Origin of the sequence: Pseudomonas mandelii (assembly GCF_024138395.1) — a bacterium.
Lineage (GTDB): Bacteria > Pseudomonadota > Gammaproteobacteria > Pseudomonadales > Pseudomonadaceae > Aquipseudomonas > Aquipseudomonas mandelii_E.
Genome location: NZ_JAMYDU010000006.1, coordinates 29,493 through 44,862, shown reverse-complemented (window position 1 = coordinate 44,862; position 15,370 = coordinate 29,493). Strand labels below are relative to the sequence as shown.

Genomic DNA, 15,370 nt, shown 5'->3' with positions numbered 1-15,370 from the left:
GGCGAAGCCGTCGTCAAATCAGACGCTGCGGTCTTTAGGTAAACCGCGGATACAGGTTTCACGACGGCTGCGCCGCCGAACGCAGGCTTCGCCAGCTGCTACACATCCAGGAGGACAACATGCGCACGATTCTTTTCAGCAGCCAGACCTACGACCGCGACAGTTTTCTGAGTACCGACCTGCCCGCCGGCATCGAGCTGCATTTCCAGCCGGCGCGCCTGAGCCTCGACACGTTGGCGCTGGCGGAGCATCACGAAGTGGTCTGTGCCTTCATCAATGATGACCTTAGCGCTCCGGTACTCGAACGTCTGGCCGCGGGCGGCACACGTCTGATCGCCCTGCGCTCGGCCGGTTACAATCATGTCGATCTGGCGGTGGCCAAACGTCTGGGGCTGGCGATTGTGCGGGTTCCGGCCTACTCGCCTCACGCAGTGGCCGAACACGCGGTGGCGCTGATTCTGGCGCTTAACCGCCGACTGCACCGTGCCTACAACCGTACGCGCGAAGGGGATTTCAGCTTGCACGGGCTGACCGGTTTCGACCTCGTGGGCAAGACCGTCGGCGTCGTCGGCACCGGGCAGATCGGCGCGACCTTCGCGAAAATCATGAACGGCTTCGGCTGCCGGTTGCTGGCCTGTGATCCTTACCCGAACCCGCAAGTCGAAGCGCTCGGCGCACGCTACCTGAGCTTGCCGCAACTGCTGGCCGAGTCGCAGATCATCAGCCTGCATTGCCCGCTCAACGAACAGAGCAAACACTTGATCAATAGCGAGTCACTGGCGCACATGCAGCCCGGCGCAATGTTGATCAACACCGGGCGCGGCGGTCTGGTGGACACGCCGGCGCTGATCGATGCATTGAAGGACGGCCAATTGGGCTATCTGGGGCTGGACGTGTATGAAGAGGAAGCGCAGCTGTTCTTCGAGGATCGGTCCGACCTGCCGCTGCAGGACGATGTGCTGGCGCGCCTGCTGACCTTTCCGAATGTCATCATCACGGCGCACCAGGCCTTCCTCACCCGCGAAGCCTTGGGCGCAATTGCCGCGACCACCCTGCAGAACATCGCGGCCTGGGCGGCCGGTTCGCCACAGAATCAGGTCGAAAGCTGATCGACTCAAGCCTTGGACAACAGGAACATCAAAGCCAACCAGCCGAAGCCCAGCAAGCGCTGCCCCAGCGAATGCCCGCGACGCAGCAGGAACCAGACAAAAAACGGCGGCAGTAAGAAAATCATCAGTTTCAGCCAGAGTTCCACTGGACGCGGCCCGCCGGGTGCCAGTGCCGGAATCTGTGCCTCGACTTCGACGTTACGTTTGCGCCCGAAAGCGGCGGGGGTCACCCTGGGCACGCTCTCATTGGTCGGTAAACGCCCGAAAGAAAGGGGCGTCTGCGTTGCCGTCGACGTGGCGGCTTCTGCCACCGCAGGTGCACCGCAATGAATGCAAGCAGGCGCCGTGGAACTGATGCGTTGCTTGCACTCAAAACATTCAATCAACGCCATTTCTGTTCCTTAGAGATGCAAAAGCGGCAGTGTGCCATGACTCGGCAGGTCATTTGAACCAGATCGAAGGTTACATGCCCGCGCCATGCTGCGTTCATGCCCGTGCTAGCATATCGCGCATATTTGGAGGACCCATGGTCGAACACGATTTTCGCTATAGCCTGATGAACCCGCAACACACCCTCACCGAATGCCGCGCCCTTGTGCCGGGGCGTTATCAAGTCACCGGCAACGGCGGCTCGATTCGTAATAACGACGTGCTGGTAGTGACCCTTAAAGGCAGCAAGGACTTGTCCATGCGCCTGACCGTCGAAACGGTTCGCCATCTGATCAACCCGCCGGGCCAATGGGTCGCGGTGGCCAGTGGTCCGGTGTTCGGCGAAATGGCGATCCACACCTGGAAAGTCAACTGCGACAGCTGCGCCAAAGAGCTGAGCTTTGAGTTCGCGGTCGACGCCAAGCTGGGCAACAAGGCGGAAAAACCGGCGGCCACTGCGCGCATTGCCGAGCTGGGCTGGGCCACAGTTGCCGACAAACACCTGTGCAAGAAGTGCCAGGAGCCTGCGTGATGAAACGCCTTGCTCTGACCGCCATGGCCGGCGCCAGTCTGTTGGGCTGCGTCGCCGAACCGGTGCAATTGCAACACAACCGCAGCTATATTCTGGAATGGATCGGCGAGCGTCCGTTGATGGACTACAGCCATCTGACCATTACCCTCGATGAAGACGGTCGGGCCTATGGCAATGGCGGCTGCAACCACTGGTTCGCGCCGTATACCCTGGAAGGCGACAAGCTGAGCTTCGGCAAAATCGGCAGCACCCGCAAAATGTGTGCGCCGGCGTTGATGGAGCAGGAAAAACGCTTCCTGCAGGCGCTGGAAAACGTGCAGCGCTGGGATGTTTCACCGATCGACCAGATGCGCTTCTGGCCGGCGCAAGGCAAACCGTTGCGTTGGTGGCTTGAAGAGGGTTGATCCTCTCGCTCCGATCGTTCCCACGCTCTGCGTGGGAATGCCGCCCGGGACGCTCCGCGTCCCTTTGTAAATCGTGACGCAGAGCGTCACAGGATGCGTTCCCACGCAGAGCGTGGGAACGATCAGCGCACTCAGTTCTTCGCCTGCAACGCCTCAAGCTTCGCCATCACCCCCGCCGCCGTCTGCTCGCCCATCAACTGTTCCCGCACCTTGCCCTTGTCATCGATGATGTAAGTCACCGGCAGCGCTTCACTGCGCGGCAATTCGAAAAGGTCGGCCGGGTCTTGGGCGAGCACGGTGAAGGCGATCCCCAGTTTCTCGCTGGCGCTTTTCAGCTCTTCGCCCTGAACATTGTCGAAGTTGACCCCGAACACACCGATCTTCTTGCCCTTGAGCTGCTCGGCCAGCACATTCAACTCGGGAATCTCGGTACGGCACGGGCCGCACCATTCGGCCCAGTAATTGAGCACCAGCCATTGTTTGTCCAGACGTTCGGCGGCGACCTTCTGGCCATTCTGGTCGGTGCCATAGTCGTTGCCGCAGCCCCCCAACAATAACGCCCCCATGATCGCCAATGCCGCTGCCAGTCGCCTTGTCATGTCTCGATCCTTGTCAAAAATGGAATGCACCTGCGACCCATCGCCTCCCAAGGTTCTGGATTACGCGCCGCACAGTTAGAATAGCCGCCACCTTACGCAAGATGCGACCCGCAAATGACCGATCTGACGCTTTATCACAACCCGCGCTGCTCGAAATCCCGCGGTGCGCTCGAACTGCTCCAAGGTCGTGGCGTGGCCCTGACCGTGGTCCGCTACCTGGAAACCCCGCTGGACGCCGCGCAAATCCAGAGCCTGCTGAGCAAGCTCGGCATCAGCGCCCGGCAATTGCTGCGCACCGGCGAGGACGAGTACAAAACCCTCAACCTGGCCGACAGCAGCCTGAGCGAGGCGCAATTGATCGCTGCCATTGCCGCGCACCCGAAACTCATGGAGCGCCCGATTCTCGAAGTCGGCGACAAAGCCATCATCGGCCGTCCGCCGGAGAATGTGCTGGAGTTGCTGCCGTGAGTGCGCCATACATTCTGGTTCTGTATTACAGCCGCAGTGGCTCGACCAATGAAATGGCCCGGCAGATTGCCCGTGGTGTCGAGCAGGCCGGCCTTGAAGCCCGGTTGCGGACGGTGCCGGCGATTTCCAGTGAATGCGAAGCCGTGTCACCGGACATTCCCGATGAAGGCGCGCTGTACGCCAGCCTCGACGACTTGAAGAACTGCGCCGGCCTGGCCCTCGGCAGCCCGACCCGCTTCGGCAACATGGCTGCACCGTTGAAGTATTTTCTCGATGGCACCAGCAACCTGTGGCTGACCGGCGCCCTGGTGGGCAAACCGGCCGGGGTCTTCACCTCCACCGCGAGCCTGCACGGCGGCCAGGAAACCACGCTGCTGTCGATGATGTTGCCGTTGTTGCACCACGGCATGCTGATCACCGGCCTGCCTTACAGCGAGTCGGCGCTGCTGGAAACCCGCGGTGGCGGCACGCCTTATGGCGCCAGCCATCACGCCGGTGCCGATGGCAAAAGCGGTTTGAATGAACACGAAGTTGCGCTGTGCCGGGCCTTGGGCCTGCGGTTGGCGAAGACTGCGCAAAAGTTGGTGAGCTGACATGGCCAAAAAGCCGAAGATTCTGCCTTCCATCGAATGGCTCGAACCGCGAGTACGGGCGATGCGCGTCATCAGCCTGCTGTGCTTTTTCGGCCTGGTGGGACTGCTCTGCGTCTACTACCTGGTATTCGCCGACCTGCATGGCGCGCGGCCGTGGGTGATTCTGCTGATCGAACTGGTGCCGCTATTGTTGATGGCGCCGGGGATGATTGTCGGCAGCGCCCGTGGGCATTCGTGGATGTGTTTTGTGGTGAACCTGTATTTCATGAAGGGCGCATTGGCCGCCTATGACCCGAACCGGCAGTTGTTCGGTTTACTGGAAATGGGCGCGAGCCTGGCGGTGTTCTGCTCGGCAATGTTGTATGTGCGGTGGCGGTTTCAGTTGAATCGCAAGTTGGCGGGTGAAGGCGAAACCTCCGTCGCCTGAACTGACGCCTTCGCGGGCAAGCCTCGCTCCTACAGGTAATGCGGTGCTCTTGTAGGAGCGAGGCTTGCCCGCGAAGGCCGCAACACGGTTTCAATGATTCACTGTGTAAGCCAGCATCATCGAAATCTGGCTCATCGGCCGTCCACCGCTCTCTTCGTGCCATTGGTTGAACGCAGCCTGCACTGTGGCCATGTCCCGCAAACTGGTCGGCACCTTGTCGACGATTTTCTGCGCACTCAGCGCTGCCACCACGTCGTAGCTCGGCACGAAGGTGTCCTTGCCGACCATACGCAAGAATCGCGGTGCCGATAACCCGCCCAATTGATGCCCGTGTTTTTTCAGATAGGTCCACAAGCCGACGATGTCGGTCACCGGCCATTCGGCGATCAGGGCACCAAAGCTGCCCTTCTCATGGGCCACGTCCAGAATGAACTGCGCATTGCGCGGCACGCTCTTGAGCTTGCCCAGGTGGCGGATGATTCGCGCGTCCTGCATCAAGCGCTCGAGATGCTCGGCGCTCATCAGCACGACTTTTTCCGGGTCGAACTTGAAGAACACCTCTTCGAAGGCCGGCCACTTGGCGTCCACCAGGCTGTGCTTGAGCCCGGCGCGGAACACCCGCAACGCCATGGTCGACAGGTAGCGGTCATCGCTGATCTTGCGCAATTGCGCCGGGGTCTTGGGAACGGGCAGATGGGCTTCCAGTTCAGCCGCCGAACCGAAGCGGTTCAAGCAGTATTCGTTCAGCCACTTGTAATCGCGCATGCCCTCTCCTGAGGTTAACGAAAAACCTGGGGGAGCGGGCTTGCTCGCGAATGCGGTGTGTCATTCAACATAGATGTCGGATGGCACACCGCATTCGCGAGCAAGCCCGCTCCCACATTTTGTTTAGAGATTTACTACGTTGACGAACCGCGATGCGGCGGTTTCATCGATGCGCAGGTTGGTGAAGTCAAACAGGTTGCGGTCCGCCAGTTGCGACGGGATCACGTTCTGCAAGCTGCGGAAAATGCTTTCGGTGCGGCCCGGCGTCTTGTGTTCCCATTCCTGCAGCATCTCTTTAACCACCTGGCGTTGCAGGTTTTCCTGGGAGCCGCAGAGGTTGCACGGGATGATCGGGAATTGCTTGAGGTCCGAGTAAGCCTGAATGTCTTTTTCATTGCAGTAGGCCAGTGGGCGGATCACCACGTTGCGACCGTCGTCGGCGCGCAGCTTCGGCGGCATGGCCTTGAGCGAACCGTTGAAGAACATGTTCAGGAAGAACGTCTCGACAATGTCGTCACGGTGATGACCGAGGGCCATTTTGGTCGCGCCGATTTCATCGGCAAAGGTGTAGAGCGTGCCGCGACGCAGGCGTGAGCACAGCGAGCAGGTGGTCTTGCCTTCCGGGATCAGCTCCTTGACCACTGAATAAGTGTCTTTCTCGACGATGTGATACTCGATGCCCAGTTCTTTGAGGTAAGCCGGCAGCACGTGCTCGGGAAAGCCTGGCTGCTTCTGGTCCATGTTCACGGCCACGATCTCGAACTTGATCGGGGCGACCTTCTGCAAATGCATCAGCACGTCGAGCAGGGTGTAGCTGTCCTTGCCACCGGACAGGCAAACCATGACCTTGTCGCCGTCTTCAATCATGTTGAAATCGGCGACAGCCTCACCCGCCTGACGGCGAAGGCGCTTTTGCAGTTTGTTCTGGTTGACCGTAAGAGTGCCCATGACGCGAAATCCGTGAGGTGTGACGAAAGGCCGGCATTTTACGCAAAAACCCTTTCGGGGCGAAGAGCCCGAATTTTCCAAAGAAATTATGCGCCATCGCACCCTTTGTAGCAGCTGGCGAAGCCTGCGTTCGGCGGCGAAGCCGTCGTCAATCAAATCTATGCGGTTTGCCTGACATACAGAGGTGGATGGTTTACGACGGCTTCGCCGCCGACGCAGGCTTCGCCAGCTGCTACAGAACAGACCCGGCGGCGATTAACAAGTGTGTTTACAGCGCGATTTGCTCTAAGCCCCTCGCACTATTACCAGCAACTACTTTCTATACTGCGGCATAAGGTCGCACACATATTCAGACCTGTACTTACCTGGCCACTTTGGCCCGTAAGCGCTCCGCTGGGGGGCGATGGCAACAACAAGAGGAGTGACTGGCATGATCCATCACGTAGTGGGGCTCTTCACCCACCCTGACCAGGAATGGAAAGAAATCCGTGGCGACCAGGAGGAAAGCATCAGCCACATGTACCTCACGCATACCCTGATTCTGGCGGCGATCCCTGCCGTGTCGGCGTTTATCGGCACCACACAGGTCGGCTGGGTCATTGGTAACCGGGCGCCGGTGATGCTGACCATGGAAAGCGCGCTGTGGATGACCATCATGTCGTACCTGGCGATGCTCGGCGGTGTTGCGGTGATGGGCGCGTTCATCCACTGGATGGCTCGCACCTATGACGCCAACCCGAGCCTGGCACGCTGTGTCGCGTTTGCCACCTATACCGCAACGCCACTGTTCATCGGCGGTCTGGCGGCGCTGTATCCGCACATGTGGCTGGGAATGATCGTCGGCACCGCCGCCATCTGCTACACGGTGTACCTGCTGTATGTGGGCCTGCCGACGTTCATGAACATTCCGTCGGACGAGGGATTCCTGTTCTCAAGCTCGGTGCTCGCCGTAGGACTGGTGGTACTGGTGGCGATCATGGCGTTCACGGTAATTGTCTGGGGACTCGGCGTGGGGCCGGTCTATACCAATTAGCAACACACCAAAAACAAGATCTGCCAACACAGGCCGCCGCAAGGCGGCCTTCTACTCTCTAAGAAAGAGCAGGAGCGACGACCATTCGGCACCTGAGCGATTCGCAAGCCTTAGGGGTTGCGGCATACTCGACATCCTTGGAGATCCATCAAGCATGCCCGAGCAACTCAATACCCGCGTTGAAGACTGTTTCCAACAAGCCGAATCCTTTTTCAAACGACCTTTCAAACGCCCCGTGGTGAGCCTCAAGCTGCGCGGGCAAAAAGCCGGTGTCGCGCATTTGCACGAGAACCTGCTGCGCTTCAATCCGCAGCTGTACCGTGAAAACACCGAAGACTTCCTCAAGCAGACCGTGGCGCATGAAGTCGCGCACCTGATAGCCCATCAACTGTTCGGCGACCGCATTCAGCCACACGGCGAAGAGTGGCAACTGATCATGCGCGGTGTTTACGAACTGCCGCCCAATCGCTGCCACACCTACGACGTCAAACGCCGCAGCGTGACCCGCTACATCTACAAATGCCCGTGCCCCGACAGCGATTTCCCGTTTTCGGCCCAGCGTCATGGTCTGGTGCGGCAGGGACGGCGGTATTTGTGTCGGCGCTGTCGCAGCACCTTGGTGTTTAGCGGAGAGATGCGGGTCGAGTAACCCATGATCGTTCCCACGCTCCGCGTGGGAATGCATCCCGTGACGCTCTGCGTCACAGTGGACGCGGAGCGTCCATGGCGGCATTCCCACGCGGAGCATGGGAACGATCAATCATCCTTGGTGCCTGCACTGGCCTCATCGCGGGCAAGCCCGCTCCCACAGTGGTCGGAGTCGTTCACAAACTTTGTAATCAAAGCTGATTCCTGTGGGAGCGGGCTTGCCCGCGATTGGGCCGGTACAGCCGCTAAAGAATTACCTTGGCACGACGCAATTCCTCGATCCGCTCAACACTAAACCCCAACTCCCCCAACACCAGATCCGTATGCTCACCCAGCCCCGTTCCGATATGCCGCGGCTCAGGCAACCCGTCCGAAAATTTCAACGGGCAAGCCATCTGTGCCTGAGTCGTCCCATCGCCCCTCGGCACCTCAACCACTAATTCCCGTGCTTTCAACTGCGGATGCCGCACCGCTTCGCCCAGGCTCAACACCGGCTCGACGCACGCATCGACCCCGGCAAACAATTCACGCAACTCGGCAAAGTCATATTTTTCGAATTCAACTTTCAACGCCTCCTTGAGTGCCTGTTGCCGGGCCGGTTCGGGTGACAACCCCTCGGCTGCCAGTTCCGGCCGGCCCAATGCCGTGCAGAGTTGTTGCATGAACACCGGCTCCAGACTGCCCACCGACAACCAGCGTCCATCGCGCGAACGGTAATAGTCGTAGAAGCTGCCACCGTTGAGCATCTGGTCCTCTCTGCCCGGCTCCACGCCACAGGCCAGATACCCGGCACCGGCCATGGCGTTCAGGCTGAAAGCGCAGTCAGTCATGCTCACATCCAGATGCTGCCCCTGCCCGGTCTGCTGCCGCGCGATTACCGCCGCCAGCAGGCCGATCACCCCGTACAACGAGCCACCGGCGATATCCGCCACCTGCATGCCCAACGGCAACGGGCCGCTGTCGGCGCGGCCGGTGTAGCTCGAAAGCCCCGCCAACGCCAGGTAGTTGATGTCGTGCCCGGCGCGATCCTTGTAAGGGCCGGTCTGGCCATACCCGGTGATCGATACATAAATCAGCTTCGGGTTGATCGCCTTCAAGGCTTCATACCCCAAACCGAGCCGGTCCATCACGCCGGGACGAAACTGCTCCAGCACGATGTCGTAGTCCTGCAGCAATTGCTTGATCACCTCCAGCGCCTCGGGCTGCTTGAGGTCCATCGCCAGGCTACGCTTGTTGCGATTGAGGTACGCATGGCTGGCCGACACGCCGTGATCATGCGGCGGCAGCACCCGCAGCAGGTCCATGCGGGTCGGCGATTCGATGCGCAGCACCTCGGCGCCCATGTCTGCCAGCAGCAATGAGGCAAACGGCCCCGGCAACAGTGTCGAGAAATCCAGAACCTTGAGTGATGCCAGTGGACCGAGCATAAGTGTTCTCCAGTGCGATCCCCCAAGCCTAGGCAGCCGAGGACATTGCAGCAATCACCTTATGTGTCAGTGGCGGTGACCGTTGCGCTCAAATTGCAGGCATTAAAAAACCCGCCGAAGCGGGTTTCTTATGCAGCCTGTGTACTTACTTGACGCTGGCCGGGGTTGGGCCTTCAGCCACACCCAGGTCGTCTACTTCACGCTCGTCGGAGATACCGCGACCGCCAGAAGCCAGCTCGGTTTGCAGCGTGTCTTCGTCCAGCTCTTTCACCCACTTGGCGACCACGATGGTGGCCACGGCGTTACCAACAAGGTTGGTCAGCGCACGGGCTTCGGACATGAAACGGTCGATACCGAGGATCAACGCCAGACCGGCAACTGGCAGGGAGCCAACAGCGGACAAGGTGGCAGCCAACACGATGAAGCCACTGCCGGTCACGCCCGCAGCACCTTTCGAGGACAGCAACAACACCAGCAGCAAGGTGATCTGGGCAGTGAGGTCCATTGGGGTGTCAGTCGCCTGAGCGATGAACACTGCCGCCATGGTCAGGTAGATCGAAGTACCGTCGAGGTTGAAGGAATAACCGGTCGGGATCACCAGACCCACTACCGATTTCTTCGCACCCAGGCGTTCCATTTTGATCAGCATGCGTGGCAGCGCGGATTCCGAAGAGGAAGTACCCAGCACGATCAGCAGTTCTTCACGGATGTAGCGAATCAGCTTGATAACGCTGAAACCGTGCGCGCGGCAGATGGCGCCCAGAACCAGAAGCACGAACAGGATGCAGGTGATGTAGAAGCAGATCATCAACTGACCCAGTTGCACCAGCGAACCGACACCGTAGGCACCGATGGTGAAAGCCATCGCACCGAACGCGCCGACTGGAGCGAGCTTCATAATCATGTTGATGATGTTGAACATCACGTGAGCAAAGCGATCGATGAAGTCCAGCACCGGTTTGCCGTAGGCACCCAGGCGATGCAGGGCGAAACCGAAGATCACCGAGAACATCAACACTTGCAGGATGTCGCCGTTGGCGAACGCACCGACGATGGTGTTCGGGATCACGTTGAGGATAAAGGCAATGATGCTCTGGTCTTTACCGGCCGAGATGAAGCCAGCGATTTTAGTGGTGTCCAGAGTCGTCACGTCGATGTGCATGCCGGCGCCCGGTTGCACGACGTTGACCACGACCAGACCGATCAGCAAGGCAATGGTGGAGACGATTTCGAAGTACAGCAGCGCATAGCCGCCGGTCTTGCCGACCGATTTCATGTTCTGCATGCCGGCGATACCACTGACGACGGTACAGAAGATGATCGGTGCGATGACCATTTTGATCAGTTTGATGAACCCGTCACCCAGCGGCTTGAGGGCTACACCAGTCTGCGGGTAGAAGTGACCGAGCAGGATGCCGATAGCGATGGCAACGATCACCTGGAAATACAGGGATTTATACAGTGGCTGACGAGTCGTCATTGCAAAGTTCCTCAAGAGTGCCTCAGTAACAACATCCGTCTGTTGTCCCTGACACCTCAATTGCGAACCCTCCTGCACTGGAGGGATTTGTTTTGTCGAGCTGCGCGACGGCAGACCTCTGCGGCTTGTATCGCAAGCCCCGTGCCACCTTCGAAAAAAACCCTGCCAGCCTTGTGACATCAAGGGTTACAGGTTTTTCTTTGTCACCCATTAGCCACAACGATGTGGCGGATTTCCGCCCATCAGCCAAACCTCGTCCTGCAATTTGGCGGATATCCGCCTTGTTCATCCTCGACCGGCACCGCTACCATCCCTCGATCAGTGGACGGACCTGCCCTCTATGCGCGAACGCACCATCGCCAGCCATTTCGCTCGTGCCGCCCTCGGTGGCGCGCGTCGGCGTGGCTACGACTATTCGAGTCTGTTGCAGCAATTAGGGATCAGCCCCGAGTTGCTCGAGGAGCCGCGCGCCCGAATCGCGCCCGAGCAGTTCACCCGATTGATCCAGGGGCTGTGGCTGGCGCTGGACGATGAATACCTGGGCTTCGGGCAAGCCCCGAGCAAACCCGGCAGCTTCGCGATGATGTGCCACGCGGTGATCCACTGCCGCACACTGGAAAAAGCGCTCAATCGCGGCTTATTGTTTTACAGCCTGTTCCCCGGCGCGCCGCTTCTGACGTTGAGCCGCGAAGGCGATCTGGTTCGCCTGAGCCTCGACGATTCGCCGCTGTGGGACCCGGACCACTTCCTCAGCGAAAGCCTGTTGGTGATCTGGCATCGGTTCGGCAGTTGGCTGATCGGCCAGCGCATTCGTCTGGAGCAGGCCACGTTCAGCTACCCGAGGCCCGAACACGGGGCCGAGTACGACTTGCTGTTTTCTTGCCCGCTTGAGTTTTCTTGCGCGCAGAGCAGCCTGCTGTTTCACAGTCGTTACCTGAACATGCCGCTGTTGCAGGACGAACGAACCCTCAAACACTTTCTCGAGCGCTCCCCCGCCGACCTGCTATCGCGCCCCGACGAAGGCGACAGCTTGAGCAGCCAGTTGCGACGATTGCTCAGCCGCGACAGTGCGCGCTGGCCGGACCTGGAAGCCGTGGCCGCGCACCTGCACATCAGCCCGCAAACCTTGCGTCGGCATTTGCGCGAAGAAGGCACGAGTTTTCAGGAATTGAAGGATCAGTTGCGGCGGGATATTGCGATTTATCACCTGGGGCGCGCGGATCTGTCGTTGCAACAGATTGCCGAACAGCTGGGGTTTTCCGAACCGTCGGCGTTTCACCGGGCGTTCAAGAAATGGACGGGGTTGACGCCGGGGGCCTACCGGGCTCAAGAGCTTTAAGATCAAAAGATCGCAGCCTCGTTTCACTCGACAGCTCCTACATGGGTTTTATATTTCCCTGTAGGAGCTGTCGAGTGAAACGAGGCTGCGATCTTTTGATTCTTCTGGCTAGCCTCGCGGATCGTAGTTATCCAGCACCCGATTCACTGCCAGCTCGCCGAGCATGACCACCGATTGAATCCCCAACATCATGTTGCGATGTGGCATGCCCATCAATCCGGCGAACTCACTGAGCATCATGCTCGCTGACGCCAGGGATTCGCAGGCGTTGACCAGCAGGGTTTCGTTATCGACCTCGGCACCGACATGGTAAATGGTGCTGGGTTTGCGCTGGGTGTCTTTGGGGATGGATGGCTTGAGGTGGTAATCGAGGGCGCGGTCGGCGGCTTCGTTGAGTTTTTTGGAATCGAGGGATTCGTAGGGGGAAACGTCGTCGGTTTCCGGAGGATTTGGCGTTGGCTTGAACATAGTGAAACTCCTAATTGAAATGTAAGGAGCCTTCACCCTCGCTACCAAACGAAGGGTGGCGGCCATACGCGGGTTGGTAGACCGGCAACTAGGACCCGGCGCCCCCGAAGGAGCCCTGCGCATGACCACCATAAAACAGAGACCTGAACAGGCCTGCAAACGGTGCGCTATGCGACTAGTTAAACCGGGCTACCAAACCCGATCGCTTTTTTCAGCGACAGGCAAACGATAGAGCCCGGCCCTTAGGCGCACAAGCCGGCGGATTCTGGCGTAGTCGTAGGCAGCGGCGCAAGGATGTGTAGCCTGGGAGAGTATCTGGAAGTGTCGTTTAAACAGTGCTTGTTTAGTGGTCTGACATCGAGCCTTGTGGTGGCTGTACCGGCCTCATCGCGAGCAGGCTCGCACATTGGATCTGCGGCGTTCGCAAAAAATGGACTCACTGCAAATCCCCTGTGGGAGCGAGCCTGCTCGCGAAGAGGCCCGAAAGAACACCATCAATCCAAGGGATCAAACCACCGGAAAATGAATCCGGAACGCCGCCCCGCCCATCGCAGAATCCCCCAGCGTCAGCTTGGCGCTGTAGCTTTCGATGATGTCCTTGACCACCGCCAACCCGATCCCCTGCCCCGGATGCTGGCGATCCAGCCGCTCTCCGCGCTGCAGAATCCGCGCACGCTGATCCGGTGGTACGCCCGGCCCGTCGTCCTCGACGCACAACTCAATCCCGCTGAGGGTTTCGCGCACGCTGATACGCACTTCGCTCAGGCACAGGCGATAGGCGTTTTCCAGCAAGTTGCCCATCATTTCCAGCAAGGCGCCTTGCTCGATCGGCACGTAGCACTGCTCCGGCAGGTCGAAGGCGACCCGCACGTTTTTGTCGCGGTAGACCTTGTCCAGGGTGTCACAGAGGCTTTGCAGCACCGGGCGCAGGCGTACTTGATGGCGCACCAGACCGCTTTTGCGCAGGCTGGCGCGTTGCAGCTGATAGCCGATCTGCTGGCTCATGCGTTCGATCTGGGTTTGCAGCACCCAGGCCTGCTCGCGCTCTTGCGGCTTTTGCGCCATGTCTTCGCTGACCCCTTGCAACACCGTCAGCGGGGTTTTCAGGCTGTGAGCCAGGTCGTCGAGAGAATCGCGATAACGGCTGCGCTGTTCGCGCTCGCTGTGCAACAAGCGGTTGAGCGAGCCAGTCAGGCGCAGCAGTTCACGCGGGTGTTGTTCGCTGAGGCTTTCCCGGGTGCCGCTTTCGATCTGGTCCAGCTCCTGGCTCAGCCGACGCAACGCCTGCAAGCCCCAGGTCAGGCCGATCCACAGCAAGGCGAGCAACACCAGCAAAGCTGCGCCGAAGCCCAGGTAAAGGTTTTCCCGCAGGCCTTCGAGAGTGATTTCGTATTCGCACACCGGTTGCAGGGCGACGATGCTGAACGCGGCGCTTTGGCCGCCCAGCAGCTTGACCTCGACGTCATAGACGAAGAACTCTTCCCCGTTGGCTTCGCGGATTCTCGCGAACTCGTTGCCGCGCCCGTCGTAACGCGGCTTGTAGTTGATCTTCTCTTCCTGGGTGGCTTTCGAGCGCCAGACCAGGTGACCTTCGCGGTCATAGATGTAGCCGAGCAAACGGCTGTCGGTGAGGTTGAAACGCTCATCGGGCAACTGCGCCGGCATCTGTAAGCGGTTGTTATCCACCCGCGCGGCGGAGATCAGCGTGGTGACGTCCGACGCCAGGCGCTGCTCGATGGAATCCTGCAACGCCAGGCTGAACGCGCCCTGCATCGCCGGCAGCAACGCCAGCATGAACAACACCGCCAGGATCGTGGCGGCGAGCATCAATCGGACACGAAGGGAACGAATCAAGTGCAGCGCTCGTTAAACAGGTAGCCGAGGCCACGCACGGTATCGATCGGCTTGAAGCCGGCCGGGCCTTCGAGTTTGCGGCGCAAGCGACCGACCAATACCTCGATCACATTCGGATCGCGCTCGTCGTCATCCGGGTAGAGCTGCTCCATCAAGCGATCCTTGGCCACCACTTGCTGGTGATGCCGCATCAGGTACTCGAGAATCCGGTATTCGTAGGCGGTCAACGCCAGCGGCTGTTCATCGAGGGACGCCTGTTTGCGATTGAGGTCCAGCAGCAATGGCCCGGCGATGATGGTCGATTGGGTGAAACCGCTGGAGCGGCGCAGCAAGGCATTCAGGCGGGCGTCCAGCTCTTCAAACTGGAACGGCTTGACCACGTAGTCGTCGGCACCGGCGGCGAGGCCTTCGACCTTGTCCTGCCAGTTGCCCCGCGCGGTGAGGATCAGGATCGGAAAGGTTTTGCCCTGGGAACGCAACTGACGAATCAGGTCGAGCCCGCCCATGCCCGGCAGACCGAGGTCGATCACCGCCAGGTCATGGTTGAACTGCCCGGCCTGGTACAACGCCTCCTCGGCATCGGCCACGGACTCGACCACGTGGCCGCTATCCGTCAGGCGGGTTTGCAGGTGATGGCGCAACAGCGCTTCATCTTCGACGACCAGCAATTTCATAACGCTCTCCTGGGCAAATCAACATCTCCAAAGACGCGGCGGTGCACCTCGATGGCTAACATGGCGACGCCGGATCAACACTAAAAGCCAGTCAGTTGAGCGAAACCTGTGGGAGCGGGCTTGCCCGCGATAGCGATCTGTCTGACACATCAATAGTGAATGTGCTGCCGTCA

General features: G+C 59.6%; 18 protein-coding genes. 9 read left to right on the top strand and 9 right to left on the bottom strand.

Annotated elements, in window-relative coordinates; genetic code table 11:
* The first annotated feature begins 119 nt into the window (after positions 1–119).
* Entirely contained in the window at positions 120–1,109 is a 990-nt protein-coding gene (locus NHU87_RS12265) for a 2-hydroxyacid dehydrogenase (RefSeq protein WP_253548615.1), read from the top strand.
* A 5-nt stretch (positions 1,110–1,114) separates the two neighbouring features.
* On the opposite strand, the gene NHU87_RS12260 is transcribed toward NHU87_RS12265, so the two are convergent.
* On the bottom strand, positions 1,115–1,501 hold the full coding sequence (locus NHU87_RS12260; protein WP_253548613.1) for a hypothetical protein: 387 nt from the start codon (positions 1,499–1,501) through the stop codon (positions 1,115–1,117).
* Positions 1,502–1,635: 134 nt separating this feature from the next.
* Between NHU87_RS12260 and NHU87_RS12255 the strand changes: the two genes are divergently transcribed.
* Together NHU87_RS12255 and NHU87_RS12250 are read left to right on the top strand one after the other, a co-directional pair.
* Complete coding sequence (locus NHU87_RS12255) at positions 1,636–2,070, top strand: hypothetical protein (protein WP_253548611.1); 435 nt, start codon at positions 1,636–1,638, stop codon at positions 2,068–2,070.
* Positions 2,070–2,474, top strand: coding sequence for an META domain-containing protein (locus tag NHU87_RS12250; RefSeq protein WP_253548609.1), 405 nt, complete (start codon positions 2,070–2,072; stop codon positions 2,472–2,474). The genes NHU87_RS12255 and NHU87_RS12250 overlap by 1 nt, the downstream gene beginning before the upstream one ends.
* A 131-nt stretch (positions 2,475–2,605) precedes the next feature.
* Here the strand turns inward: NHU87_RS12250 and NHU87_RS12245 are convergent, their stop codons facing one another.
* The gene (locus tag NHU87_RS12245; protein WP_253548607.1) at positions 2,606–3,073 is read right to left on the bottom strand and encodes a TlpA family protein disulfide reductase; all 468 of its coding nucleotides are present in this window, start codon (positions 3,071–3,073) and stop codon (positions 2,606–2,608) included.
* A 114-nt stretch (positions 3,074–3,187) separates the two neighbouring features.
* Between NHU87_RS12245 and arsC the strand changes: the two genes are divergently transcribed.
* The 3 genes from arsC to NHU87_RS12230 are packed head-to-tail and all read left to right on the top strand — an operon-like array spanning position 3,188 to position 4,561.
* Positions 3,188–3,541 carry an arsenate reductase (glutaredoxin) gene (arsC, locus tag NHU87_RS12240; protein WP_253548605.1) on the top strand — a complete coding sequence of 118 codons (354 nt, stop codon included), beginning with the start codon at positions 3,188–3,190 and terminating at the stop codon, positions 3,539–3,541.
* Positions 3,538–4,134 (top strand): NAD(P)H:quinone oxidoreductase, encoded by a 597-nt coding sequence (gene wrbA, locus NHU87_RS12235; RefSeq protein WP_253548603.1) that lies wholly within the window; start codon positions 3,538–3,540, stop codon positions 4,132–4,134. The genes arsC and wrbA overlap by 4 nt, the downstream gene beginning before the upstream one ends.
* 1 nt (position 4,135) lies before the next feature.
* Positions 4,136–4,561 (top strand): DUF2069 domain-containing protein, encoded by a 426-nt coding sequence (locus tag NHU87_RS12230; protein WP_038979465.1) that lies wholly within the window; start codon positions 4,136–4,138, stop codon positions 4,559–4,561.
* 90 nt (positions 4,562–4,651) lie between these two features.
* On the opposite strand, the gene NHU87_RS12225 is transcribed toward NHU87_RS12230, so the two are convergent.
* Positions 4,652–5,326, bottom strand: coding sequence for a DNA-3-methyladenine glycosylase I (locus tag NHU87_RS12225; protein WP_038979464.1), 675 nt, complete (start codon positions 5,324–5,326; stop codon positions 4,652–4,654).
* A gap of 123 nt (positions 5,327–5,449) precedes the next feature.
* Positions 5,450–6,274: a tRNA 2-thiocytidine(32) synthetase TtcA gene (gene ttcA / locus NHU87_RS12220; protein WP_253548601.1), complete on the bottom strand. Its 825-nt coding sequence runs from the start codon at positions 6,272–6,274 to the stop codon at positions 5,450–5,452.
* A gap of 430 nt (positions 6,275–6,704) precedes the next feature.
* Between ttcA and NHU87_RS12215 the strand changes: the two genes are divergently transcribed.
* Positions 6,705–7,307 (top strand): Yip1 family protein, encoded by a 603-nt coding sequence (locus NHU87_RS12215; RefSeq protein ID WP_030131100.1) that lies wholly within the window; start codon positions 6,705–6,707, stop codon positions 7,305–7,307.
* 154 nt (positions 7,308–7,461) lie between these two features.
* Positions 7,462–7,956 carry a SprT family zinc-dependent metalloprotease gene (locus NHU87_RS12210; RefSeq protein WP_008074985.1) on the top strand — a complete coding sequence of 165 codons (495 nt, stop codon included), beginning with the start codon at positions 7,462–7,464 and terminating at the stop codon, positions 7,954–7,956.
* Between the two features lie 244 nt (positions 7,957–8,200).
* On the opposite strand, the gene NHU87_RS12205 is transcribed toward NHU87_RS12210, so the two are convergent.
* A complete protein-coding gene (locus NHU87_RS12205; protein WP_253548599.1) occupies positions 8,201–9,382 on the bottom strand; it encodes a CaiB/BaiF CoA transferase family protein in 1,182 nt (393 codons plus the stop codon).
* Positions 9,383–9,527: 145 nt separating this feature from the next.
* Positions 9,528–10,862, bottom strand: coding sequence for a dicarboxylate/amino acid:cation symporter (locus NHU87_RS12200; RefSeq protein ID WP_253548596.1), 1,335 nt, complete (start codon positions 10,860–10,862; stop codon positions 9,528–9,530).
* Between the two features lie 340 nt (positions 10,863–11,202).
* On the opposite strand from NHU87_RS12200, the gene NHU87_RS12195 reads away from it, so the two are divergent.
* Positions 11,203–12,201, top strand: coding sequence for an AraC family transcriptional regulator (locus NHU87_RS12195; RefSeq protein ID WP_253548594.1), 999 nt, complete (start codon positions 11,203–11,205; stop codon positions 12,199–12,201).
* Positions 12,202–12,309: 108 nt separating this feature from the next.
* Here NHU87_RS12195 and NHU87_RS12190 read toward each other — a convergent pair whose 3' ends face one another.
* From NHU87_RS12190 to NHU87_RS12180, 3 genes are all read right to left on the bottom strand, one after another.
* Complete coding sequence (locus NHU87_RS12190) at positions 12,310–12,669, bottom strand: DUF6124 family protein (RefSeq protein WP_253548592.1); 360 nt, start codon at positions 12,667–12,669, stop codon at positions 12,310–12,312.
* Positions 12,670–13,176: 507 nt separating this feature from the next.
* The gene (locus tag NHU87_RS12185) at positions 13,177–14,523 is read right to left on the bottom strand and encodes an ATP-binding protein (protein WP_253548590.1); all 1,347 of its coding nucleotides are present in this window, start codon (positions 14,521–14,523) and stop codon (positions 13,177–13,179) included.
* Positions 14,520–15,197: a response regulator transcription factor gene (locus NHU87_RS12180; protein WP_253548588.1), complete on the bottom strand. Its 678-nt coding sequence runs from the start codon at positions 15,195–15,197 to the stop codon at positions 14,520–14,522. Before NHU87_RS12180 ends, NHU87_RS12185 begins: the two co-directional genes overlap by 4 nt.
* Between the last annotated feature and the right edge of the window lie 173 nt (positions 15,198–15,370).